22 protein-coding genes are annotated in these 23,887 nt (G+C 63.5%); 12 read left to right on the plus strand and 10 right to left on the minus strand.

Annotated features, from left to right (window positions below; genetic code table 11):
* Nucleotides 1–17 precede the first annotated feature (17 nt).
* From metW to GIB19_RS00455, 5 genes are all read right to left on the minus strand, one after another.
* Entirely contained in the window at nucleotides 18–638 is a 621-nt protein-coding gene (gene metW, locus GIB19_RS00435) for a methionine biosynthesis protein MetW (RefSeq protein WP_008092977.1), read from the minus strand.
* 7 nt (nucleotides 639–645) lie between these two features.
* Nucleotides 646–1,785 (minus strand): homoserine O-succinyltransferase MetX, encoded by a 1,140-nt coding sequence (metX, locus tag GIB19_RS00440; RefSeq protein ID WP_274882734.1) that lies wholly within the window; start codon nucleotides 1,783–1,785, stop codon nucleotides 646–648.
* Between the two features lie 102 nt (nucleotides 1,786–1,887).
* On the minus strand, nucleotides 1,888–2,478 hold the full coding sequence (locus GIB19_RS00445) for a YggT family protein (RefSeq protein ID WP_027592340.1): 591 nt from the start codon (nucleotides 2,476–2,478) through the stop codon (nucleotides 1,888–1,890).
* 10 nt (nucleotides 2,479–2,488) lie between these two features.
* The gene (gene proC, locus GIB19_RS00450) at nucleotides 2,489–3,307 is read right to left on the minus strand and encodes a pyrroline-5-carboxylate reductase (protein WP_274882736.1); all 819 of its coding nucleotides are present in this window, start codon (nucleotides 3,305–3,307) and stop codon (nucleotides 2,489–2,491) included.
* A gap of 38 nt (nucleotides 3,308–3,345) precedes the next feature.
* A complete protein-coding gene (locus GIB19_RS00455; protein ID WP_238215592.1) occupies nucleotides 3,346–4,032 on the minus strand; it encodes a YggS family pyridoxal phosphate-dependent enzyme in 687 nt (228 codons plus the stop codon).
* 65 nt (nucleotides 4,033–4,097) lie between these two features.
* Here GIB19_RS00455 and GIB19_RS00460 point away from each other — a divergent pair, with 65 nt between their 5' ends.
* Entirely contained in the window at nucleotides 4,098–5,087 is a 990-nt protein-coding gene (locus GIB19_RS00460) for a type IV pilus twitching motility protein PilT (RefSeq protein ID WP_274882740.1), read from the plus strand.
* 112 nt (nucleotides 5,088–5,199) lie between these two features.
* Here GIB19_RS00460 and GIB19_RS00465 read toward each other — a convergent pair whose 3' ends face one another.
* Nucleotides 5,200–5,826 (minus strand): C40 family peptidase, encoded by a 627-nt coding sequence (locus GIB19_RS00465; protein WP_027592344.1) that lies wholly within the window; start codon nucleotides 5,824–5,826, stop codon nucleotides 5,200–5,202.
* A gap of 167 nt (nucleotides 5,827–5,993) precedes the next feature.
* On the opposite strand from GIB19_RS00465, the gene GIB19_RS00470 reads away from it, so the two are divergent.
* The gene (locus GIB19_RS00470) at nucleotides 5,994–6,413 is read left to right on the plus strand and encodes an NINE protein (RefSeq protein ID WP_085272247.1); all 420 of its coding nucleotides are present in this window, start codon (nucleotides 5,994–5,996) and stop codon (nucleotides 6,411–6,413) included.
* A 44-nt stretch (nucleotides 6,414–6,457) separates the two neighbouring features.
* Here GIB19_RS00470 and GIB19_RS00475 read toward each other — a convergent pair whose 3' ends face one another.
* From GIB19_RS00475 to GIB19_RS00485, 3 genes are all read right to left on the minus strand, one after another.
* Nucleotides 6,458–7,156, minus strand: coding sequence for an SPOR domain-containing protein (locus GIB19_RS00475; RefSeq protein WP_027592346.1), 699 nt, complete (start codon nucleotides 7,154–7,156; stop codon nucleotides 6,458–6,460).
* Nucleotide 7,157: 1 nt separating this feature from the next.
* A complete protein-coding gene (gene argS, locus GIB19_RS00480) occupies nucleotides 7,158–8,894 on the minus strand; it encodes an arginine--tRNA ligase (protein ID WP_099430684.1) in 1,737 nt (578 codons plus the stop codon).
* A gap of 113 nt (nucleotides 8,895–9,007) precedes the next feature.
* Nucleotides 9,008–11,227, minus strand: coding sequence for a primosomal protein N' (locus GIB19_RS00485; protein WP_274882749.1), 2,220 nt, complete (start codon nucleotides 11,225–11,227; stop codon nucleotides 9,008–9,010).
* Nucleotides 11,228–11,395: 168 nt separating this feature from the next.
* On the opposite strand from GIB19_RS00485, the gene rpmE reads away from it, so the two are divergent.
* From rpmE to GIB19_RS00500, 3 genes are all read left to right on the plus strand, one after another.
* The gene (gene rpmE / locus GIB19_RS00490; protein WP_027592349.1) at nucleotides 11,396–11,611 is read left to right on the plus strand and encodes a 50S ribosomal protein L31; all 216 of its coding nucleotides are present in this window, start codon (nucleotides 11,396–11,398) and stop codon (nucleotides 11,609–11,611) included.
* 2 nt (nucleotides 11,612–11,613) lie between these two features.
* Nucleotides 11,614–12,435 carry a thermonuclease family protein gene (locus tag GIB19_RS00495; RefSeq protein WP_274882752.1) on the plus strand — a complete coding sequence of 274 codons (822 nt, stop codon included), beginning with the start codon at nucleotides 11,614–11,616 and terminating at the stop codon, nucleotides 12,433–12,435.
* Nucleotides 12,436–12,613: 178 nt separating this feature from the next.
* Nucleotides 12,614–13,882, plus strand: coding sequence for a malic enzyme-like NAD(P)-binding protein (locus tag GIB19_RS00500; RefSeq protein WP_027592351.1), 1,269 nt, complete (start codon nucleotides 12,614–12,616; stop codon nucleotides 13,880–13,882).
* Between the two features lie 218 nt (nucleotides 13,883–14,100).
* Here the strand turns inward: GIB19_RS00500 and GIB19_RS00505 are convergent, their stop codons facing one another.
* Nucleotides 14,101–16,551 (minus strand): penicillin-binding protein 1A, encoded by a 2,451-nt coding sequence (locus GIB19_RS00505; RefSeq protein ID WP_446731367.1) that lies wholly within the window; start codon nucleotides 16,549–16,551, stop codon nucleotides 14,101–14,103.
* A 181-nt stretch (nucleotides 16,552–16,732) separates the two neighbouring features.
* Between GIB19_RS00505 and pilM the strand changes: the two genes are divergently transcribed.
* The 7 genes from pilM (at nucleotide 16,733) to GIB19_RS00540 (ending at nucleotide 23,692) form a co-directional block, all read left to right on the plus strand.
* Complete coding sequence (gene pilM, locus GIB19_RS00510; RefSeq protein WP_274882756.1) at nucleotides 16,733–17,596, plus strand: type IV pilus biogenesis protein PilM; 864 nt, start codon at nucleotides 16,733–16,735, stop codon at nucleotides 17,594–17,596.
* A complete protein-coding gene (locus GIB19_RS00515; RefSeq protein WP_274882757.1) occupies nucleotides 17,593–18,129 on the plus strand; it encodes a PilN domain-containing protein in 537 nt (178 codons plus the stop codon). Before pilM ends, GIB19_RS00515 begins: the two co-directional genes overlap by 4 nt.
* 29 nt (nucleotides 18,130–18,158) lie before the next feature.
* Entirely contained in the window at nucleotides 18,159–19,142 is a 984-nt protein-coding gene (locus tag GIB19_RS00520) for a pilus assembly protein PilP (RefSeq protein WP_274882759.1), read from the plus strand.
* Nucleotides 19,066–20,334: a type IV pilus secretin PilQ gene (locus GIB19_RS00525; protein ID WP_172960390.1), complete on the plus strand. Its 1,269-nt coding sequence runs from the start codon at nucleotides 19,066–19,068 to the stop codon at nucleotides 20,332–20,334. Before GIB19_RS00520 ends, GIB19_RS00525 begins: the two co-directional genes overlap by 77 nt.
* Before the next feature lie 4 nt (nucleotides 20,335–20,338).
* Nucleotides 20,339–20,857: a shikimate kinase AroK gene (aroK, locus tag GIB19_RS00530; protein WP_027592357.1), complete on the plus strand. Its 519-nt coding sequence runs from the start codon at nucleotides 20,339–20,341 to the stop codon at nucleotides 20,855–20,857.
* Between the two features lie 96 nt (nucleotides 20,858–20,953).
* Nucleotides 20,954–22,051 carry a 3-dehydroquinate synthase gene (gene aroB, locus GIB19_RS00535; protein ID WP_027592358.1) on the plus strand — a complete coding sequence of 366 codons (1,098 nt, stop codon included), beginning with the start codon at nucleotides 20,954–20,956 and terminating at the stop codon, nucleotides 22,049–22,051.
* 15 nt (nucleotides 22,052–22,066) lie between these two features.
* On the plus strand, nucleotides 22,067–23,692 hold the full coding sequence (locus GIB19_RS00540) for an SPOR domain-containing protein (RefSeq protein ID WP_274882766.1): 1,626 nt from the start codon (nucleotides 22,067–22,069) through the stop codon (nucleotides 23,690–23,692).
* Nucleotides 23,693–23,887 lie beyond the last annotated feature (195 nt).

The raw sequence follows: 23,887 nt of genomic DNA on the forward strand, positions 1-23,887 counted from the left end.
GATTCCTCCGGTGGGCGTCAGACCGCGAGCTGGTGCTCCTGCAGGCCAGGGCTGCTGACGCGATAGATGCCGATCTCACCTAGAAGATTAGGCCATAGCCGGCCGCCCCACCCATTACGGTGCAAGTGGTCGACGGCCAGGCGGTCGAGGACCTTGGCGTGGCGCTCGTGGCACAGCTCTTCAAAGTCAGCGAAGGTGCAGAAGTGGATGTTCGGCGTGTTGTACCAGGTATACGGCATGAAGTCCGAAACCGGCATGCGGCCTTTGGTCGCCAGGTACCAGCGGCAGCGCCAGTGGCCGAAGTTGGGGAAGGTGATGATGCACTGACGGCCCACGCGCAGCATCTCGTCGAGGATGCGGTCGGGGTACTCCACGGCCTGCAGGGCCTGGGTCATGATCACCACATCGAAACTGTTGCTGGCAAAGTTGCCCAGGCCCTTGTCCAGGTCCTGTTCGATGACGTTGACGCCCTTGGCCACGCACGCGGCGATATTGTCGGCGTCGATCTCCAGGCCGTAACCGGTGACCTGCTTGCGGTCACGCAGCGAGGCCAGCAGTTCGCCACTGCCGCAGCCCAGGTCGAGTACCCGGCTGCCGGCGGGAATCCAGTCGTGGATGATTTCCAGATCGGCTCTCATGCTGTCCTCAGATGGCGATGCGGTTCATGTAGTTCGAGAAACCCTGCATGTAGCGAGGTGTGGGGATCAGGAAGGCATCGTGCCCATAAGGTGAATCGATCTCCAGGTAACACACGTTCTTGCGCGCGGCCATCAACGCATCGACGATCTCGCGTGAACGGGCAGGCGAGAAGCGCCAGTCGGTGGTGAACGACATGATGCAATAGTCTGCCGTGACCGAGGCCAGGGTGGCGGCAAGGTCGCCACCGTGGGCTGCGGCCGGGTCGAAGTAGTCCAGGGCCTTGGTCATCAGCAGGTAGGTGTTGGCGTCGAAACGGCCGGAAAACTCCTCGCCCTGATAGCGCAGGTAGCTTTCGACCTGGAATTCGACGCTGTGGAAGTCGTAGTTGAGCTTGTCGCTCTTGAGCTCACGGCCGAATTTTTCACCCATCGAATCATCGGACAGGTAGGTGATATGGCCCACCATGCGCGCCAGCATCAGCCCGCGCTTGGGGATCACGCCCTGGTCCTGGAACGAACCGCCGTGGAACTCCGGGTCGGTGAGGATGGCCTGGCGCGCTACTTCGTTGAAGGCAATGTTCTGTGCCGAGAGCTTGGGCGCCGAGGCGATATCGACGCAGTGCCGCACGCGGTCGGGGTAGGTGATGGTCCATTGCAGCGCCTGCATGCCACCAAGGCTGCCGCCCACGATGGCCGCCCACTGGCCAATGCCCAGGCGGTCAGCCAGGCGTGCCTGGCTGTGCACCCAGTCTTCCACGGTCAGCACCGGGAAGTCGGCGCCATAGGGCTTGCCGGTAGCCGGGTTGAGGCTGCTCGGGCCAGTACTGCCATTGCAGCCGCCGAGGTTGTTCAGGCTGACCACGAAGAAACGGTTGGTGTCGATTGGCTTGCCGGGGCCGATGCAGCTGTCCCACCAGCCCGGCTTGCGGTCGGTGGTGGCATGGTAGCCGGCGGCATGGTGGTGGCCGGACAAGGCATGGCAGATCAGCACGGCATTGCTGGCGCTGGCGTTCAGGGTGCCATAGGTCTCGTAGACCAGCTCGTAGCTGGCCAGCGAGCGGCCACAGGCCAGGGCCAGCGGTTCTTCGAACCGGGCTGTTTGCGGTGTAACCAGACCGACGGAATCTTCGGGAAGGACAGTGGACATCGACCCTGCTCACGCTTGACGGAGGCGTAAGTCTAAAGAGCGCTACCCCCTGCGGCAAGCAAAGGCTTGCCGCAGGGGGCGTCGATGTTCAAGGGCGTTGGATCAGATCATCCGCCACAGTTCTTGAGGCATGCCGGCATAGGCAGCCAGCGGCGGCATGACGAACGACTGGATCACCTGGATCGCCAGGAAGGCGAAGATGGGCGAGATGTCCATGCCGCCCAGGTTAGGCACGAGGCGGCGGAACGGTGCCAGCACCGGTTCGCTGATCTGGTAGGCCAGCTCCGCCGCCGGGTTGTGGCTGTTGGGCGCGACCCAGGAGACGATCACCATGACGATCATCGCCACCCAGAAGATCTTCAGGAACAGCGAGGTGATGCCGATGATGGCCCACATCAGCAGGTGCAGCACGTCACCGAAGGTGCCGTAGGTGACCATCAGCACGAAGCCCATCAGCAGCGCCTGGATGACCACTGCCAGCAGCAGCGACGAGGTGTCCAGGCCGCCAACGCTGGGGATGACCCGGCGGATCGGCTTGAGCAGCGGCTGGGTGGCGCGTACCGCGAACTGGCACAGTGGGTTGTAGAAGTTGGCCTTGACCAGTTGCAGCACGAAGCGCAGCAGGACGATCACCAAATACAGGCTGACCAGGGTTTGCACCACGAAGATCGCGGCGCCAGACAGTGCATTCATCTAAAGCTCCTTATTTGCCCAGTTGTTCGGCCAGCTCGGCGGAGCGCGTCGCTGCAGCCTGCAGCGCTTGCTCGACGATGGCTTCGAAGCCGTTGGCCTGGAACGACGTGATCGCAGCTTCGGTGGTGCCGGCTGGCGAGGTGACGCGGCGGCGCAGTTCGGCAGCGTCGACATCGCTGGCCACGGCCATGCGCGCCGCGCCCAGCGCGGTCTGCAGGGTCAGCTGGGAGGCGGTTTCGCGAGGCAGGCCGAGCTTTTCGCCTGCGGCGGTCATCGCCTCGATCAGCAGGAAGAAGTACGCCGGCCCGCTGCCGGAGACGGCGGTCACTGCGTCCAGTTGCTGCTCTTGGTCCAGCCACAGGGCAGTGCCCACGGCAGACAGCAGCTGTTCGGCCTGTTGCCGCTGTTCTGCGTTGACTTCCTGGGTGGCGTACAGGCCGCTGACGCCTTGGCGCAGCAGCGCTGGCGTGTTGGGCATGCAGCGCACCACCGGGCGTGGGCCTACCCAGCTCTGCAGGCTGGCGCAGGTGATACCGGCGGCGATGGAAACAATCAGCTGGCCTTCCTGCAGGTGGGCTTGCAGGGATTGGCAAACGGCCTTCATGACCTGCGGCTTGACCGCCAGCACGATCACGTCGGCGCCAGCGATTGCCTGGGCATTGTCTTCGAAGGTTTCGATGCCGTGCTCGGCCTGGATGCGGGTACGGGTCTCGGCGCCCGGGTCGCTGGCGCGGATCTGCGAAGCCTCCAGGCCCTGGGCACGCAGGCCGCCGATCAGGCTGGCGGCCATGTTGCCGGCGCCGATAAAGGCAATACGTGTCTTGCTCATGTCAGGTCCTTGTGGGAAAGAGTGAGTAAAGCATGGAATCAGACGGGCCCGTAGTCGCGGGCACCGAACAGGGCGGTGCCGATACGTACCCAGGTCGCTCCCTGGGCAATCGCCGCCTCCAGGTCGTGGCTCATGCCCATGGACAAGGTGTCCAGGCCAAGGCCCAGGCGCTGCTGCAAGGTGCGCAGGCTGGCAAAAGCGGCCTCTTGGGCGGCGCGGTCATCGCTGGGCTCCGGGATGGCCATCAACCCGCGCAGGCGCAGATTGGGCAGTTTCGCGACGGCCTCGGCCAGCGCTGGCAGGTCGGCCGGTGCGCAGCCGGACTTGCTGTCTTCGCCACTGACATTCACCTGCAGGCAGATGTTCAGCGGTGCCAGTGCAGCAGGGCGTTGCTCCGAGAGGCGTTGGGCGATCTTCAGGCGGTCCACGGAATGTACCCAGTCGAAATGCTCGGCAATGGCTTTGGTCTTGTTCGACTGAATGGGGCCGATGAAGTGCCAGATCAAGGGCAGGTCGCGCAACGCTTCCTGCTTGGTCAGGGCTTCCTGCAGGTAGTTTTCGCCGACATCGCGCACGCCAGCGGCGTAGATTTCACGGATGGCGCTGGCGGGCTTGGTCTTGCTCACAGCCAGCAACTGGATGCTGGCCGGGTCTCGCCCAGCGGCCTGGGCGGCGCTGGCGATGCGGGCGGCAAGGGCGGATAGGTTGTCTGCTATGGTGGACATGGATCGATGCCGGCGGCGAAAGGGGCTGCGGCATTCTACCTGCTTGATCGCCTTTGGGGAGTCTCATGGATGTGACCGACCTGTTGGCCCGTGCTGTGGATGCGCGGGCTTCGGACCTGCACCTGGCCGCGGGCCAGGTACCGATGCTGCGCCTGGATGGCGAGCTGCAACGCATGGACCTGCCGCCGCTGACGGCAGCGGCGTTGAGTGATGCCATGGCGCCCTTGCTGGGCGATGACGCTTGCCGGCAATGGGCGCAGGGGGATGAGCTGGACCTTGCGTTGGCGCTGCCAGCGTTAGGCCGTTTTCGCCTGAACCTGTTCCGCCAGTTGAATGGGGTTGCGGCGACCTTTCGCCTGATACCTAGACGCATTGCGACACTGGACGAGCTCGACCTTGTGGAAGTGTTTCAAGCTGTTGCGCAGTGTTCCGATGGCCTGATTCTGGTGGGCGGGCCCACTGGCAGTGGCAAGTCCAGCACCTTGGCGGCGCTGCTCGATCAGCTCAACCGCGAGCGGTCACTGCATATCATCACCCTGGAAGACCCTGTGGAAGTTATCCACAGCAGCCAACGGAGCCTTATCAACCAGCGCGAGATGGGTCGCGATTGCCGCGGGTTTGCCCAAGGGTTGCGCAGTGCGCTGCGTCAGGACCCGGATGTGATCATGATCGGCGAGTTGCGCGATCTGGAGACGATTCGCCTGGCATTGCGGGCGGCAGAAACGGGGCACCTGGTACTGGCAACCGTGCACACGCGCTCGGCTGCAGGCAGCATCGATCGGCTGGTGGAGGTGTTCGCCGCCGAGGAAAAACCGCTGGTGCGGGCGATGCTGGCCGAGTCGCTGCGCCTGGTGGTGGCGCAAGTGCTGGTCAAGCGCGGGGGCGGCGGGCGGGTAGCGGCGCGGGAGGTGTTGGTGGCTAACACGGCAGTGCGTAACCTGATTCGCGAAGGGCGGATGGCGCAGCTGAGTTCGGTGATGCAGACGGGGGCGGCGGAGGGGATGCGAACGATGGAAGGGGCGATGCAAAGGCTGAAAGTAATGGGATGTGTGTAGGAGCAGCCTTGTGCTGCGAAGAGGCCGGTGACGTCAGCGACGATCCGCTGTGTTTTCACTGGCCTCTTCGCAGCACAAGGCTGCTCCTACCAGAGCCGTGGTCGAGGCTCGATCAGCGCTTGGCCAGGGCCAGCTGCTGCTGTTCTTTCGGCAACACCCGCTTGGCCACGACATAGTGCTTCTGCCAGTAAGGCTTGCTGAGGGTGTCGATGCTCACCCGCTTGCCGCGACGCGGGGCATGGATGAAGCGGTCGTTGCCCAGGTAGATGGCAACGTGGTTGACCCGTCGGCTCTTGATGTTGAAGAAGATCAGGTCGCCAGGCTTGAGGTCGCCCTTCGCCACCTTCACACCGTGGCCCTGGGCCATGGCATTGGAGGTGCGTGGCAGGTCGACATCGGCCACATCATTGAAGGCGTATTTCACCAGGCCGCTGCAGTCGAAGCCCTTTTTCGGGCTGCTGCCGCCCCAGACATAGGGCGTACCGAGCACATTCACCGCACGGCTGAGCACATCGCTGCTCTGCTTCGGCGACATGGAGGCAACCGGCAGCCCACGGCTGCTGGCCGCGTTGCTTGGGCGTGCGCGCAGCGTGGTGTGCTTGGCAGGCGCGTGTTTCACCGAGGCATTGGTGGTATAGCCGGTGAAACCATTGGGAAGACGTTGCTCACGATTGGTGGCGTGGGCGGCCAGGGGCAATAATAGACAGAGGGTCAGCCATGTCTTGAGTAAAGGCGGCATAGATGAAGCTCTTTATGAATAGTTATGTGTTAGGCGCGCAACTTTATAACAGCTTTTTGATCAATTTCTGATCCGTTGGTCGATTGGCAGGGTGCCATACGTCGGCCTGCGACGAGAAAGTCACATTTTTTCTTAGAAAATTTTCGGATAACCCACGAGGGCTATGAATGAACAGTTATCAACAGGGTGAGCCGCTTCACGACACCCACAGCAAGGTCATCGGCTACTTGTTGTGGATTTTCGGCTTCACCGGCTCGCACCGTTTCTACTACGGCAAGCCGATCACTGGGACGATCTGGTTCTTTACCCTGGGCCTGCTGGGCATCGGCTGGCTGATCGACCTGTTTCTGATCCCGGCGATGGACAAGGAGGCGGACTTGCGCTTCCGGTCCGGTCGGATCGACTACAACATCGCCTGGATTCTGCTGACCTTCCTGGGCATTTTTGGCCTGCATCGCCTGTACCAGGGCAAGTGGATCACCGCGATCATCTACTTCTTCACGGGCGGCCTGTTCCTGGTCGGCGTGCTGTACGACTTCTGGACCCTGAACAGTCAGATTTCCGAAGCCAACAGCGATCGTCGCTGATTGCAGATCGTGTAGGAGCAGCACAAGGCTGCGCCTACCGAGTTTTACTGGCGGGTCTGGCGCTGTTGCAGCAGCAGGTTGCTGAAGCCTGCGCCAGCAAGCTGTTTCTGCGCCCCGGTCAGTTGTTCGCGGTTGCTGAACGGGCCGACCAGTACGCGGTACCAGGTTTCATCCTTGACCGTCCCCGACTCCACCTTCACCGACTGGCCGAGCAGGATGATCTGCGCGCGGACCTTGTCGGCATCCGCTTGCTTGCGGAACGAGCCGGCCTGCAGGAAGAACTGCGTAGTGGCCGCAGGCTTGATCACCGGCGGTGCCGGTGGTGGCGTCTGGCCCAGCAAGGCGGCCTGGGCGCGTGCCGTGTCGATCTTCGCTGCCTCTGCCGGGGTGACCGGGGTCACTGGCTGGGCAGGCACCGGTGGCGTCTTCTCTGGCACGGCTTCCGGCGGCACGATGACCTCGGACTCCGGCAGCAGGGTGTAGAAGTCATACTTCGGCTTCACCGGCTGCTGCGGGGTGGCCGGGGTGGTCTTGCTGGCTTCGGCCACCTTTTCCGGTTTTTGTTGTTCAGGCTTGGTGCGCTTGATGTCCGCACCGCCTGGCTCGAGCTTCATCAAAAAGACGATGAAAGCGCCCACGGTCAACCCGACTGCCAGCCATACCCAACCCGGGATCGGCTGCTTGGCCGGCGCCTGTTGGCGGCTGGCGCCGCGTTTTGGAGCAGGTTTTTTCTTGGCAGCCAACTTACATGCGCTCCAGGGTTTCCAGGCCGAGCAGTTCCAGACCTTGCTTGAGGGTGCGACCGGTCAGGGCAGCCAGGCGCAGGCGGCTCTGTTGCTGCTCCGGGGTTTCGGCGGCGAGGATCGGGCAGTTCTCGTAGAAGCTCGAGAACAGGCCAGCCAGGTCGTACAGGTAGCTGCACAGCACGTGCGGCGTACCCTTGTCGGCCACGCTGTTAAGCACTTCGCCGAATTGCGCCAGGCGCGCGGCGAGGTCCAGCTCCTTCTCGGCCTGCAGCACGATCTTGCCGTCGACCTCGTCGAAGCCCTTGCCCAGCTTGCGGAACACGCCCGCCACGCGGGTGTAGGCATACAGCAGGTACGGCGCGGTGTTGCCTTCGAAGTTGAGCATCAGCTCGAAGTTGAAGCTGTAGTCGCTGGTGCGGTGCTTGGACAGGTCGGCGTACTTCACTGCGCCGATCCCGACCACTTCACCGATGTGGCGCAGATCGTCTTCGGCCAGGCTCGGGTTCTTCTCCTTGACCAGGGCGTAGGCACGCTCCTTGGCCTCGGTGAGCAGGTCGATCAGCTTCACGGTGCCGCCGTCACGGGTCTTGAACGGGCGGCCGTCGGCGCCGTTCATGGTGCCGAAGCCCATGTGTTCCATTTGCATCGGGTGGCCGACGAAGCCTGCACGGCGCGCCACTTCGAACACCTGGTTGAAGTGCAGCGCCTGGCGCTGGTCGACGAAGTACAGGGCACGGTCGGCCTTGAGCACATTGCTGCGGTAGCGCACGGCGGCCAGGTCGGTGGTGGCGTACAGGTAGCCACCGTCGGCCTTCTGCACGATCACCGGCAGGGGTTCGCCTTCGCTGTTCTTGAATTCTTCGAGGAACACGCACTGCGCGCCCTGGTCCTCGACCAGCAGGCCCTTGGCCTTGAGGTCGCTGACTACGTTGGCCAGGTCGTCGTTGTAGGCGCTTTCGCCCATGACGTCGGCCATGGTCAGCTTGACGTTGAGCAGCTCGTAGGTTTTCTGGCAGTGGGACAGGGAAATGTCCTTGAAACGCGTCCACAGGGCCAGGCACTCAGGGTCGCCGGCCTGCAGCTTGACCACCAGGCCGCGGGCGCGGGTGGCGAATTCTTCGGACTCGTCGAAGCGTTTCTTCGCGGCGCGGTAGAAGTTCTCCAGGTCCGACAGCTCGTCGCTGGTGATCGGGTTTTCCTGCAGGTAGGCCATCAACATGCCGAACTGAGTGCCCCAGTCGCCCACGTGGTTCTGGCGGATGACCTGGTCGCCGAGAAACTCCAGCACACGGGCGACGCTGTCGCCGATGATGGTCGAGCGCAGGTGACCAACGTGCATTTCCTTGGCCAGGTTCGGCGCCGACAGGTCGATCACCACCTTCTCGGCGGCGCCTGCCTTGCGCACGCCCAGGTGGCCGTCGGCCAGGGCGGCGTCCAGGCGGTCGGCCAGGGCGCTGGTGTTCTGGAAGAAGTTGAGGAAGCCTGGGCCGGCAATCTCGACCTTGCTGATGTCGTCGCTGGCGGGCAGCGCGTTGATCAGTTTTTCGGCCAGGTCGCGCGGCTTCATGCCGGCAGGCTTGGCCAGCATCATCGCGATGTTGCTGGCGAAGTCGCCGTGGGTCTTGTCCCGGGCGTTTTCCACCTGGATCGCCGGCGATAGCCCTTCAGGCAGCACACCGTCGGTGACGAGTTGGGTGAGGGCTTGCTGGATCAGCTGGCGAATGGTGTCTTTCATGGGGTTCTCTTTTCGACCGCAAGCGCGGTGGAGCGCTTCGATGCGCAGGTGGAAAAACTGGGCATTATCCGTTGCCGGGAGCGGGTTGCCAACCTTTGCCAAGGCTCAGGGTGTCAGTAGAGGTCTACCGGGTCCACGTCCAGCGACCAGCGAACCTGTCGGCCGCTCGGCATTTGCTCCAACACTAGCAACCAGGCGCTGATCAGTCGATGCAGGGGTGCCCGGGTGTTGGCCTGTATCAATAATTGGGCGCGGAAGCGGCCTGCTCGGCGCTCCATGGGAGCCGGTACCGGGCCCAACAGTTCAATGCCCGGCAGGCGCTGTTCGGCCACCAGGCGCTCTGCTGCGCTGCAGGCTTCGTCGAGGAAGCCTTCGGCCTGGCCCGGTTTGTGCGCTTCGGCGCGCAACAAGGCCAGGTGCGAAAAAGGCGGCAGGCCGGCGGCACGGCGCTCGTCCAGGGCTTGCTCGGCGAAGGCGAAATAGCCTTGTTCGGTCAGCTGAACCAGCAAGGGGTGGTCGGCCAGGTGGGTCTGGATGATCACCTTGCCGGGCTCTTCGGCGCGCCCGGCACGCCCGGCAACCTGCACGATCAATTGCGCCATGCGCTCGCTGGCACGGAAGTCGCCGGAGAACAGCCCGCCGTCGGCGTCGAGGATGGCCACCAGGGTCACGCGTGGGAAGTGGTGCCCCTTGGCGAGCATCTGGGTGCCCACCAGGATGCTCGGCTGGCCACGCTGGATGGTGCCGAACAGGTTGTGCATGGCGTCTTTGCGCGCCGTGCTGTCGCGGTCCACGCGCAGGGTCGGGTAGTCCGGGAACAGCACCTTAAGGCGCTCTTCGGCGCGCTCGGTGCCTGCGCCCACCGGCCGCAAGTCGACATGGTTGCACTGCGGACACTGGTGCGGCAGGCGTTCGTCATAACCGCAGTGGTGGCAACGCAGCACGCCGGAACGCTGGTGCACGGTCATGCGCGCATCACAGCGAGGGCATTCGGACAACCAGCCGCAATCGTGGCACAGCAACGTCGGGGCAAAGCCGCGGCGGTTGAGGAACACCAGCACTTGCTGGCCTGCTTCCAGGGTCTGGCGGATGGCCTGCTGCAGTGGGCCGCTGATGCCACTGTCCAGCGGCAGGCTTTTCACGTCCAGGCGCAGCATGCGCGGCGGGCGCGCACCGCCGGCGCGCTGGTTCATGCGCAGCAAGGTGTAGCGGCCGGTCTGGGCGTTGTGCAGGGTTTCCAGCGACGGCGTGGCCGAGCCGAGCAGGATCGGGATGTTCTCCTGGTGGGCGCGCACCAGGGCCAGGTCGCGGGCGTGGTAACGCAGGCCTTCCTGCTGTTTATAAGAGCCGTCGTGCTCTTCGTCGATGATGATCAGGCCGGGGTTTTTCATCGGCGTGAACAGCGCCGAGCGGGTGCCGATGATGATGTCGGCCTCGCCATCGCGGGCTGCCAGCCAGGCGTCCAGCCGCTCGCGGTCGCCGACCGCCGAGTGCAGCAAGGCGATGCGGGCGTTGAAGCGTTGCTCGAAGCGCGCCAGTGTCTGCGGGCCGAGGTTGATTTCCGGGATCAGCACCAGCGCCTGCTTACCGGCCTCCAGTGTTTCGCGGATCAACTGCAGGTAGACCTCGGTCTTGCCGCTGCCGGTAACCCCGGCCAGCAGAAACGCGTTGAAACTGCCAAGGCCCAGGCACACGGCATCGAAGGCGTTGCGCTGCTCTTCGTTGAGGGGCAGTTCGGGCTGCGCCAGCCAGTGCTCGTGGCGCGGCGTCGGCAGGTGGCGGCGTACTTCGACGGTGACCAGTTCCTTGGCCAGCAGCAGGTCGAGGCTGTCCTTGTTCAGGTTGAGCTTGCCCAGCAGGCTGTGGGCCACGCCGTGTGGGTGCTGCGCCAGGGTTTTCAGGGCATCGCGCTGGCGCGGTGCGCGGGCGATGCGGGGGTCATCGTGGCGGGCATCGGCGGCGACGTGCCAGAAGCGTTCCTGGCGCATCTCGGCCAGTTCGCCCTGGCGCAGCAGGGTCGGCAGGGCCCAGCTCAGGGTATCGCCCAGGCTGTGCTGGTAGTACTGGGCCGTCCACAGGCACAGCTTGAGCAGGGCCGGCGGCAGCGGCGATACCGGGTCCAGCAGCGCAATGGCCGGCTTGAGCTTGTCGGCGGGCACTTCGCTTTGGTCGCACACCTCCACCAGCACGCCGATCATCTCGCGGCGCCCGAATGGCACACGAATGCGCATGCCCGGTGTGAGGGGCTGGCGCGCCATGCTCGCCGGCGCCCTGTAGTCGAACAGGCGACGCAGCGGGGAGGGTAGGGCAAGGCGCAGGATGACGTCGGACACGCGGAAGGTCTCGCAAGGGCATTTCAAAGACTGGCGAGCCTAGCAGACGACAGTCGGTGCAAGCGACAACTTGCGCTGAGGCTGGGCTCTGGTATTATTCGCCGCCTAATTACGTGCGGTATTCAACAATTGGTGTTGGGTGGCGGCACGCAGCTCGAGGAAGTGACCATGAAAGCAAATATTCATCCGAACTACGAAGTAGTTGCAGTCACCTGCAGCTGCGGCAACAAGTTTGAAAGCCGTTCGACCCTGGGTAGCACCCTGTCGATCGACGTTTGCAACCTGTGCCACCCGTTCTACACCGGTAAGCAGAAAGTCCTGGACACCGGTGGTCGCGTACAGAAGTTTGCCGATCGCTTCGGCATGTTCGGTGCCAAGAAGTAATAATGCGCATGGCGAATCCCTCGGGTTTCGCGTTGTTGCAAAAAAAAGCGCCCCTTGTGGGCGCTTTTTTTGTGGGCGCGATTTGGCATCTTCCTGCCCAGGCGTTCTGCCCGCTGCCGGCCAACCCTCAACCGGTGGCAGTGCGGCAGGTGGTAGATGGCGATACCTTGCGCCTGACCGACGGCCGCAGCGTGCGCATGATCGGCATCAACGCCCCGGAGATCGGTCGCAAAGGGCGGACCAGCGAGCCCTATGCCGAGGCGGCCAAGCGGCGCTTGCAAGCCTTGGTCAAAGCCAGTGACGGGCGTGTAGGGCTGGTGACGGGCGTTGAGGGCAAAGACAAATACGGCCGCACACTGGCGCACATCTACGGCCGCACTGGCAACAATCTGGAAGCACAACTGCTCAGCGAGGGGCTCGGCTACCGCGTTGCCGTTGCCCCCAATGTGCGCCTGGTGGGGTGCCAGCAACTGGCCGAGCAAGCGGCGCGCAAGGCGCGTGTCGGGCTGTGGCGCAGCTCGCCGGTGCTGCGCGCACGGGATGTCCGGCAGTCTGGGTTCGCTGTCATCGGTGGCCGAATCGAGGCGGTCGAACGTAACCGCGGCGGCGTCTGGCTGACCCTGGATAGCACCGTGGTGCTGCAGGTTCCCGCTCGTCTGCAACGCAACTTCCCGGCCAGCTTCTTCGATAATCTCAAAGGGCGCCAAGTCGAGGCGCGTGGCTGGGTGCTGGATCGTTCCCGCAAGGGCGGCCTGAAGCCTGGTCAGCGACGCTGGGTGTTGCCATTGACCGATCCGAGCATGTTAGAACGCATTTCAGGCTGAAAAGATGTAGACATTTCGGTATTAGATTGTACACACTGTGATTCGTATGCCCCGTGGGTTATAGCGTAAAGTCGTAGGCTAAAGGCCTTGACACAAGTGACCGACCAGTCTTGTGACTCCCCGGCTCTTTGCGTATCCTCGGCGGTCCGTCAGAACAGTAAATAGCGGAATGCCCACCATGTCAGACCTGAAAACCGCCGCTCTCGAATACCACGCTCAACCTCGTCCGGGGAAACTGAGCGTCGAGCTCTCGAAGCCCACCGCCACCGCCCGTGACCTCGCCCTGGCCTACAGCCCAGGTGTTGCAGAACCCGTGCGCGAAATCGGCCGTGATCCAGAGCTGGCCTACAAATACACCGGTAAAGGCAACCTGGTTGCGGTGATTTCGGATGGTACTGCCATCCTCGGTCTGGGCGACCTCGGCCCACTGGCCTCGAAGCCGGTCATGGAAGGCAAGGGTGTTCTGTTCAAGCGTTTCGCTGGCATCGACGTATTCGACATCGAAGTCGAGTCGGAAAGCCCGCAAGCTTTCATCGACACCGTTCGCCGCATTTCGATCACCTTCGGTGGCATCAACCTCGAAGACATCAAAGCTCCAGAGTGCTTCGAAATCGAGCGCACCCTGATCGAGCAGTGCGACATCCCGGTCTTCCACGATGACCAGCACGGCACCGCGATCGTCACCGCGGCCGGCATGATCAACGCCCTGGAAATCGCCGGCAAGAAGCTGGAAGAAGCCAAGATCGTCTGCCTGGGTGCCGGCGCTGCCGCCATCTCGTGCATGAAGCTGCTGGTCAGCATGGGTGCCAAGGTCGAGAACATCTACATGATCGACCGCAGCGGCGTGATCCACGCTGGCCGCGACGACCTGAACCAGTACAAGGCGCAGTTCGCCCACGCGACCGACAAGCGCACCCTGGCTGACGCCTTGAACGGTGCCGACGTGTTCGTTGGCCTGTCCGGCCCGAACCTGCTGAGCGCAGAAGGCCTGAAGTCGATGGCGGCCAACCCGATCGTGTTCGCGTGCTCGAACCCCGATCCGGAAATCTCCCCAGAGCTGGCTCACGCCACCCGTAACGACGTGATCATGGCCACCGGTCGTTCCGACTACCCGAACCAGGTCAACAACGTACTGGGCTTCCCCTTCATCTTCCGTGGCGCCCTGGACGTACGTGCCAAGCGCATCAACGAAGAAATGAAGATTGCCGCCGCCATCGCCCTGAAAGACCTGGCCAAGCTGCCGGTTCCTAAGGAAGTTTGCGAAGCCTACGGCGTCGAAGGCCTGGAATTCGGCCGTGAGTACATCATTCCGAAGCCTCTGGATGCCCGTCTGATCACCGTTGTTTCCGATGCTGTCGCCAAGGCTGCTATCGAGTCCGGTGTGGCGACCCTGCCGTATCCGAAGCACTACCCGCTGAACAGCGTGGATGAAGTGTTCAACGGCTGATTGCCGTAAGTGACACAAAAAAGCCCCGGCTCGTATGAGCCGGGGCTTTTTATTGTGCGTTTGTCGGCAGCGTAGATCCCTGTAGGAGCGGCCTTGTGTCGCGATGGGCTGCGCAGCGGCCCCAGGATCTCGAAAGCAGAAGGTCTCGCAAGGGGCTGCTGCGCAGCCCATCGCGACACAAGGCCGCTCCTACACAGGCGGCGCTAGCCTGTCAGGGGTCAGAACAGGTCCATCGGCGCTGCTTCGTCTGCTGGCAGCGGGCTTCCCGGTGCCGCGCCGTTGCCCAGTTCATCCCCTGACGGTGGCGAGTCTTCGGCCTTGAACAGCTCGAAGTAGGCGTTCGGTGTGCCCGGCGAGGCCGCACGGCCGCTGACCGGGTCGACACGCAGGCTGAGGATGCCTTCCGGCTCAGCCGGTACGTGGTTGGGTTTGTCCTTCAGCGCAGCACCCATGAAACTCATCCAGATCGGCAGTGCCGCAGTGCCACCGTACTCGCGGCGGCCCAGGGTCTCGGGCTGGTCGAAGCCGACCCATACCGTGGTCACGTAATCGGCGTTGTAGCCGGAGAACCAGGCATCCTTGGACTCGTTGGTGGTACCGGTCTTGCCGGCCAGGTCGGTGCGGCCCAGGGCCAGCGCACGGCGGCCAGTGCCCCGTTTGATTACATCCTGCAACATGCTGGTGAGGATGTACGTGGTGCGGCCGTCGATGATCTGTTCCGCCACTGCCGGCGTTTGCGGTGCTGGCGTGACTTGGCCAAAGGCGGCCGGCGCCTCGCCCGGCATGGCTGCGGTGCTGATCGGCTGCTCTGGCGCGGCAAGGCCTGCCTGGTCCTGGGCGCCTTGCGGCACGCGGGGTGGGTTGGCGGTGAACAGGGTCTCGCCGCTGCGGCTCTCGATGCGGTCGATCAGGTACGGGCTGATCTTGTAACCGCCGTTGGCAAAGGTGCTCCAGCCCGTGGCGATTTCCATCGGCGTGAGGGTTGCGGTGCCCAGTGCCAGCGACAGGTTGCGCGGCAAGTCCTGCTTGTTGAAGCCGAACTTGGCGATGTAGTCGATGGTGCGGTCGACGCCCATGGCCTGCAGCAGGCGGATCGATACCAGGTTGCGCGACTTGTACAGCGCCTCGCGCATGCGGATCGGGCCGAGGAAGGTGTTGGTGTCGTTCTTCGGCCGCCAGACCTTGTCCAGGTACTCGTCGACGAACACGATCGGTGCATCGTTGACCAGGCTGGCAGCGGTGTAGCCGCTGTCGAGCGCCGCGCTATAGATGAAGGGCTTGAAGCTCGAGCCAGGTTGGCGCTTGGCCTGCATGGCACGGTTGTAGTTGCTTTGCTCGAACGAGAAGCCGCCTACCAGGGCACGAATGGCGCCGTTGTATGGGTCGAGGGTGACCAGCGCGCTTTGTGCGCCCGGCACCTGGCTGAACTTGAGCTTGCCGTCGTCCAGGCGCTGCAGGCGCACCAGGTCACCTACCTGGGCAACATCGGCGGGGCTTTGCGGTGCGCGGCCCTGGGAATTGCTATTGAGGAACGGGCGCGCCCACTTCATGGTGTCCCAGGCGACGGTTTCTTCCTGGCCGCTGCGGGTCAGCACCTTGAGGTCGGTCTTGTCGACCTGGGTGACGATGGCCGGCTCAAGGCCGCCCAGGGTGCGCTGCTTGCTCAGTTCCAGCAGCCAGGCCGCGTGGGTCTTGCCTGGGAAGCGTGCCTCGGGGCCGCGGTAACCGTGGCGTTCATCGTAATCGGAAAGACCCGTGAGAATGGCTTTGTTGGCCATCTCCTGCATGTCGCTCGGCACCGTGGTGGTGACGCGGAAGCCCTCGGTGTAGGCATCGCTGCCATAACGGCCGACCATCTCGGCGCGGGCCATCTCGGCGACGTACGGGGCATTCACCTCAGGTGTCGGCACGTGGTAGCTGGCGTTGAGCGGCTCGGCCAGGGCGGCCTGGTAGCTGGCCTGGTCAATCTTGCCGAGCTTGTACATGCGGCCAAGAATCCAGTCGCGACGCTCTTTGGCGCGCACCGGGTTGGCCAGGGGGTTGAAGCGCGAAGGTGCCTTGGGCAGGCCGGCGATCATCGCCATTTGCGCCAGGCTCACGTCGCGGATCGACTTGCCGTAATAGACCTGTGCGGCGGCATCGATGCCGTACGCCCGGTTGCCCAGGTAGATCTTGTTCACGTACAGCTCAAGGATTTCGTCCTTGGTCAGCTCACGCTCGATCTGCAGGGCCAGCAGAATCTCGTTGGTCTTGCGCGAAAAACTGCGCTCGCTGGTGAGGAAGAAGTTCTTCGCCACCTGCATGGTGATGGTGCTGCCGCCCGTCTGGATATGGCCGGTTTTTACCAGCTGAGTCGCGGCGCGCATCAGGCTGCTGGGGTCAACGCCGTAGTGGTTGAGGAAATTGTCGTCCTCGGCTGACAGAAGCGCCTGGATAAATTGTGGGGGGATTTCCGCGAAACGGATCGGCGAGCGGCGCATTTCGCCGAACTCGGCAATCAGCTTGCCGTCGCTGCTGTACACCCTGAGGGGGATCTGCAACTGGATGCTTCTGAGGGACTCGACCGAGGGCAGGCTAGGGCTAAGATACAGAAACGCACCGCTCACACCGAGTACGAGCGCGCTAATGACTGCGACGGAAGACCACCAGAAGAACTTCAGCAGACGTATCAAGGCTTTTGGGCGTCCAGGTTGATAAGTGAATTGCGTACGGGTCCGGCGGACCAAAAACGCTGGGCATTATAAGCATTTTTTCGCCTTGCCGGGTGACCGGCCAGGTGGCCCGTCGAACCGTTTGGCCGCTGAGGCCTAGCGCTGACGCGGGTTTGCGGCATACAGCAAAGGAACAGCGATGCTTGGACGTTTCGGCATGGATGCCGGTTCACTCTTGGGGGTGGAAATCGCCCCCGACTCCGTTCGGATTGTGCAGCTGCAGCGACGCAAGGGGCGTTGCCAGGTCGCGGCCTGGGCGCACGAGCCGTATGAACCGTACAGTGGGGCTGATTGGGCGAGCGACCCTGCCCGGCTAGTGGCTGCGTTGCGCCGTGCCTGCAGGCGCAGCGGCAGTCGGCAGCGGCGCGTTGCGGTGGCGCTGCCGGCAAATCAGGTGATCTGCAAGGTGTGCCAACTGCCAGCGGGCCTGAGTGAAGCCGATATCGAGGCCCAGTTGCTGGCTGATGCGGATCGCCTGTTTCCATTTCCGCTTGATGATCTGGCGCTGGACTTTCAGTTGCTCGGGGCCTCCGAGGCCCAGGCCGATTGCCAGGAGGTCATGGTGGCTGCCTGTCGCCAGCGTGCGCTGGAGCCCGTTGAAGCCCTGCTTGATGCAGCCGGGCTGCAGGCCGAGGCGATGGAGGTCGACAGTATCGCGTTGCAGCGGATGCTGCCGCAGGGCGCGCTTGCGGGTTCGGCATTGCTGCGCATCGAAGCGCAAGGCGCGACGCTGCATTGTTGGCGGCAGGGCATGCCCGCGCAGCGCCGCGAAGTGCACCTTGGCCAAGCACTTGGCCAATGGCCGGCGCTTCTGGGCGACGACAGTCAACTGGAATGCGTGCTGGTCGCCGGCAGTTCACCGATCGAGCAAGCGTGGCTGGATAACCTGAGTGCAGAGGTGAAGCTGCCCTGTCGGCCCCTGCCTTCTATTGTGGGGTTGGAGCCTGGTGGGGGCGAGATGCTCTTGGCATGCGCCTTGGCGCTCGGAGGCATGCAGCCATGATGCGTCTGAACCTTTTGCCCTGGCGCGAGCGGCAGCGCCGGTCGATGCTTCGGCGCTTTCAGTGGATGTTGCTTGGCAGTGCGGCGCTGGCCCTGTGCGCCGTGATGCTGATCGATCAACTGGCACGCCAACGTGCGCAGCAGCAAGGGTTGAGCACTGTTAGCCGTCAATCCGCCATTGCGCTGCTGGATGAACAATTGGAGCAGCATGCCGATGTCCGTGCCGCCCACGATGCTGCCCAGGTACAGGCCGCGGTGTTGGCCAGCCTGCGCGCCGATCAAGGTGTATTCCCCGCGTTGCTTAGCGACCTGGAGGCCGCGTTGCCTGCTGGTCTGCAGCTCACTGAGCTCACGTTGGCGGGCGGCCGTTTGCAGGTGACCGGCCAGGCCGCGTCCGGTGCTGTGGTCGCTCAGTTCATGCGCGACCTCGAGCGGTCCGCTGTACTGCAAGGCCTGGAGCTCAAGCATGTGAAGCACCTGCCTTCGGGCGATGAGTTTGTCCTGACAGCGCGTGTGTCGGCGTTTTGGTCGTGAATGCAGCCTGGTGGGTGAGCTGGCAGGGCATGGCCGAACGTTCCGCTCGCTTCAGGTGGGGCGCTTCGGTCGGTCTGGGTGTGTTGGTACTGGCGCTGGGGTGTGGGCTACGCCTGCCGGAGTTGCGGCACGCCCATGGGCAAGTGAATGCGCAGCATGAGCGGTTGAGCGAGGAGCATTCGGCCAAGGCAGCGCAGGTGCGAGAGCTGGCACGTATGCGCGCTGCGCTGGCCGCCGCACAGCAGGCGCTGCACGTTGCCCGGTGGCGTCTCGCCGCTGGCGAGGGCATGAGTGACCTGCTCGATTCGCTTGCCGCCTCAGGGCATGAATTTGGCCTGCTGTTCGAGCGGCTCGATGTGCATGAGGCGGTGGAGCAGGCGCACTACCGAACCATTCCCCTCGATGTTCAGGTGGTGGGCCGGTATGCAGCACTGCGCCTGTGGTTGGATGAATGGCTTGGGCAGCTGCGGCTGCTGCGCGTGAGTGACCTGAGCATCAACGAAGTCGATGGGCGGCCTGGATTGTTGCGCGTTCGCCTGAGGGTTCACGCCCATCATGCTGATGCTACGTCGCCGGCCGTTGCGTCGTTGGCAGATTTGCCCGCTCGGGCAGCGGCCGTGCCGCCGTTGGTCGATCCGTTCTCCGCAGCCCCGGCGAAAGTGGCACCTGGCGAATTGGGCCGTGTGCCCTTGGCGCAGCTGGAAATGGTCGGGAGCCTGGCGCAAGGCGGCGCGCATGAAGCGCTGTTGTTGTCTGCAGGCCAGTTGTATCGCGTGCGCCTGGGCGACCGGCTCGGGCGCGATGAGGGTGTTGTGGTGCACATCGACGAGCAGCGGGTCGACGTGCGCGAGCGGTGGTTCGTGGCGCGTGAGTGGCATGAGCGCACAGCCGTACTCACCCTCCGAAAACCCCTGGACAAGGAGGTCATGGACAAGGATGAAAAGGCTATGGATGGGAGCGGCGGCGTTCGTCTTGTCGATCCCGCTAGCGACGGCAGCGCCCACACGGGGTGAGCCACTGTCGCTGAACTTTCAGGATGTGCAGGTGCGCGCCGTATTGCAGGTGCTGGCAGACCATGCCGGCGTGAACCTGGTTGCCAGCGATTCGGTGCAGGGCAATATCACCTTGCGGCTTCAGGATGTGCCCTGGGAGCAGGCGCTGGATTTGGTGCTGCGCAGCAAGGGCCTGGCCCGGCGTGAAGAGGGCAATGTACTGCTGGTGGCGCCGGCGGCGGAGCTTGCTGGGCAATCGCTCGACGCCCGACTAGGCCAGGCGCTGGATGCGCAATTGCAACCGCTGCAGCGTGAACTGATGCCGATCCACCATGCCGTAGCCTCCGAGCTCGCAGAGCTGTTGCTGGCAACCCTGGCAGACGACGGCATCCTCACTGGGCGAGGCAGTTTGAGCGTGGATGCGCGCACCAATACCCTGGTGGCCTACCAGCCCGCTGACCGCCTTGCCGAGCTGCGCCACCTGGTGGCGCAGCTGGATGTGCCGGTGCGTCAGGTGGCGATCGAGGCACGCATCGTCGAGGCCAATGTCGATTACGAAAAGAGCCTTGGGGTGCGTTGGGGTGGGCCCTTGTACGGTGAGAATGTAAGGCCAGGCAAGGAGCTGTTCGTCGACCTTGGGGTGGAGCGTGCCGGCTCCAGTGTCGGTCTGGGCCTGCTGCGTGGCGGCATCCTGCTGGACCTTGAGCTCAGCGCCATGGAAAAGAGCGGCAATGGCGAAATCATCTCGCAGCCCAAGGTGGTCACGGCCGACAAGGAAACGGCCAGGATCCTCAAAGGTACCGAGGTGCCTTACCAGGAAACCAGCAAGAGCGGCGCCACGTCCGTGTCGTTTCGCGAAGCGTCCCTGTCGCTTGAAGTCACCCCGCAGATTACCCCGGACAACAAGGTCATCATGACGGTCAGGGTGACCAAGGACGAGCCTGATTACGTCAATGCCTTGAACAACGTACCGCCGATCCGCAAGAACGAGGTCAATGCCAAGGTTCGCGTGGCGGACGGCGAGACCATCGTGATCGGTGGCGTCTACTCGACCACGCAAAACAATGTGGTCGACAAGGTGCCATTTTTCGGCGATCTGCCGTATGTTGGGCGGCTGTTTCGACGCGATGTATTACAAGAGAAAAAATCCGAGCTGCTGGTCTTCCTGACTCCGCGTATCATGAGTGACCAGGCGATTGCTGTGAGTCGTTGATTCTGTGCGAAATTTGATACTTGTGGGGCCAATGGGCGCTGGTAAAAGCACCATTGGACGCCTATTGGCCAAAGAGCTGCGCCTGCTGTTCAAAGATTCCGACAAGGAAATCGAACTGCGATGCGGCGCCAACATCCCGTGGATCTTCGACAAGGAAGGCGAGCCGGGCTTCCGTGACCGTGAACAGGCGATGATCGCCGAGCTCTGCGGGCTCGATGGCGTGGTCCTGGCCACCGGCGGCGGCGCGGTAATGCGCGATGCCAACCGCCAGGCGTTGCGCCAGGGCGGCCGGGTGATCTACCTGCATGCTTCGGTGGAGCAGCAGGTCGGTCGCACCGCACGTGATCGCAATCGCCCCCTGTTGCGTACCGCCAACCCGGAAGCGACCCTTCGCGCCCTGCTCGAAGCGCGTGATCCGCTCTACCGCGAGATCGCCGACCTGGTCGTTGAAACCGACGAGCGGCCACCGCGCATGGTGGTGATCGATATTCTCGAACGCTTGCAGCAGTTGCCGCCCCGATAAGCCGGGACTATTCTCGGCCACCAGCGCCGAGGCGAGGTTCAACTTACCGCGTGCGTCGCCCAAGCGGCGCCGCGCCCAAGTACATTGTGGGGATACATGCAGACACTAAAGGTCGACCTGGGCGAGCGTAGCTACCCGATCTACATTGGCGAAGGCCTGCTGGACCAGCCCGAGTTGCTGGCGCCGCACATTGCCGGGCGGCAGGTCGCCATCGTTTCCAACGAAACCGTCGCGCCTCTGTACCTCGAACGCCTGGCCAAGACCCTGGGTGCCTATTCGGTGCTGCCCGTGGTATTGCCTGACGGCGAAGCCCACAAGAACTGGGAAACGCTGCAACTGATCTTCGATGGCCTGCTCACTGCCCGGCACGACCGTCGCACCACCGTGGTGGCCCTTGGCGGCGGTGTGATCGGCGACATGGCCGGCTTTGCCGCTGCCTGTTACCAGCGCGGCGTCGATTTCATCCAGGTGCCGACCACCCTGTTGTCCCAGGTCGACTCTTCGGTCGGCGGCAAGACCGGCATCAACCACCCGCTGGGCAAGAACATGGTCGGTGCCTTCTATCAGCCCAACGCGGTGCTGATCGACACCACCAGCCTCAAGACCCTGCCGGCGCGTGAGCTGTCCGCAGGCCTGGCCGAAGTGATCAAGTACGGCCTGATCTGCGACAAGCCGTTCCTTGGTTGGCTCGAGGACAATATGAAGGCCCTGCGTGCCCTGGACTCCACGGCCCTGACCGAAGCCATCCGCCGTTCCTGCGCAGCCAAGGCTGCGGTGGTCGGTGCCGATGAGCGCGAATCCGGCGTGCGGGCGACCCTGAACCTTGGGCATACCTTCGGCCATGCCATCGAAACTCATATGGGCTACGGCGTCTGGCTGCACGGCGAAGCCGTGTCGGCGGGCACGGTGATGGCCCTGGAAATGTCCATGCGGCTCGGCTGGATCGACCAGGCCGAGCGCGATCGCGGAATCCGCCTGTTGCAGGATGCAGGTTTGCCGGTGGTGCCACCACAGGAAATGACCCCGGCGCATTTCATGGAGCACATGGCGGTCGACAAGAAGGTGCTCGACGGGCGTCTGCGTCTGGTGCTGTTGCGCCAGATGGGCGAGGCCGTGATCACCGACGACTATCCGAAAGAGATTCTTCAGGCCACGCTGTCGGCGGATTACCGCGCGATCGTGGCCCAGCTTTGAGGTTGTGACAGCGCAATGACCAGTTTGCATGCCGATGAGGCCTTTCTCGACCATTACCAGTTGAGCCACGATCCGTTCGCGCCCCGCGTGCCCGGCTTCAAATTCTTCCCGGCACAGCGCAAGCCTGTGCTGGGCCAGCTGCATCACCTGGCCCGTTACAGCCAGCTGATGCTGGTGGTCACCGGCCCCCTGGGCAGCGGCAAGACCTTGCTGCGCCAGGCCCTGGTGGCCAGTACCAACAAGCAATCGGTGCAGAGCGTGGTGGTTTCTGCCCGTGGCGCCAGCGATGCGGCCAGCGTGCTCGCCCAGGTCGCGCAGTCGCTTGAGGTCGCCCAGCCTGAGGTCCAAGCCATACTGTCGAAGGTGGTGCAACTGGCGCTGACCGGGCAGGAAGTCTATTTGCTGGTGGACGATGCGGAACAACTCGACGAGTCGGCACTCCAAGCGTTGCTGGAGCTGGCGGCGGGTGTTCCGGAAGGGCGCCCGCACGTGTTCCTGTTCGGCGAACCGTCGCTGATTGCCGGGCTGGATGAGCTGAGTATCGAGGAAGAGCGTTTCCACGTTATCGAGCTCGCCCCCTACAGCGAAGAGGAGACCCGCGAGTACCTGGAGCAGCGTCTGGATGGCGCCGGCCGGGGCATCGAGGTGTTCACCCGCGAACAGATCGTCGATATCCATGAACACTCCGACGGTTGGCCTGGCACAATCAACCAGGTCGCCCGTGACACTTTGATCGAAGCCATGATCGCCAGCCGTTCGACGGCCAAGCGACCATCCATGGGGTTGAAAATGCCTAAGAAACATGTGCTCGCGCTGTCCGCTGTGGTCGTGGTCGCCGTTGCTGCCGCGGTTCTCATGCCCAAGAAAGGCGACAAGGCACCTGCCGAGGTGCCGGCTGCCCAGGCTCAATTGCCATTAGGTGAAGGCCAGCCGGGCGCCGCCCAGGCCAATAATGGCAACCCGGCCATCGAGTTCTCCGGCTCGTCGCAGCCGATGCCACTGCCGCTGGTAGGGCAGTCGCAGCCGGTGATGCGCGAACCATTGGCCCAGGCCGCTGGCATGGGGGATGGAGAAGAGGGCAGCCCGGCCGGCAATACCGCGCTGCAGCCTGGCAACCCGCCGACCGTGACTACCATCGCACCGCCGCAAGGCGTGCCTGCCGGCCCGGCACCGACGCTGTCCAAGCCGACTGGCAGTGCACCGGTTCAGCCGGTTGCGCCTGCGCCAAAGCCCGTCGCAACCCAGCCTGCAAAACCGGTTGCACCTGCTAAGCCTGCGCCTGCGCCAACCCAGGTCGCCACAGCCAAGCCAGTTGCCAAGCCTGTCGAGAAGCCTGCGGCTACCGGCAGCAGCGGTGGTGGCTGGTATGCAGGCCAGAAACCGGGCAATTACGTGGTGCAGATCCTCGGCACCAGCTCCGAAGCGTCGGCCCAGGCCTTCGTCAAAGCCCAGGGTGGCGACTATCGCTACTTCAAGAAAAACCTGCAGGGCAAGCCGCTGTATGTCGTGACTTACGGCAGCTTCGCCAACCGTGACGCAGCGGTTGCGGCAATCAAGAACTTGCCAGCGAAGGTCCAGGCTGGTAAACCTTGGCCACGTACCGTCGCCAGCGTCCAACAAGAGCTGGCCACGGCCCGCTGATACCTGCCGGGCGGCACCACCCCGCCGCCCAGTTGCTGAGCGAATTCTAGCTTTCGACTAGCCTGCTGCGCCCGAGCGCGGCAGGCTTTTCTGTCCCAGGCTGCCGGCCACAAGCCTCTCTTGCAGTCATGGCTGAAACGCTTCAGACTCGAGCCAAGCCGCTATCACGGCGCATGGCGCAAAAACATTCAAATT

Origin of the sequence: Pseudomonas sp. ITEM 17296 (assembly GCF_028895205.1) — a bacterium.
In the GTDB taxonomy this organism is placed as follows: domain Bacteria; phylum Pseudomonadota; class Gammaproteobacteria; order Pseudomonadales; family Pseudomonadaceae; genus Aquipseudomonas; species Aquipseudomonas kermanshahensis.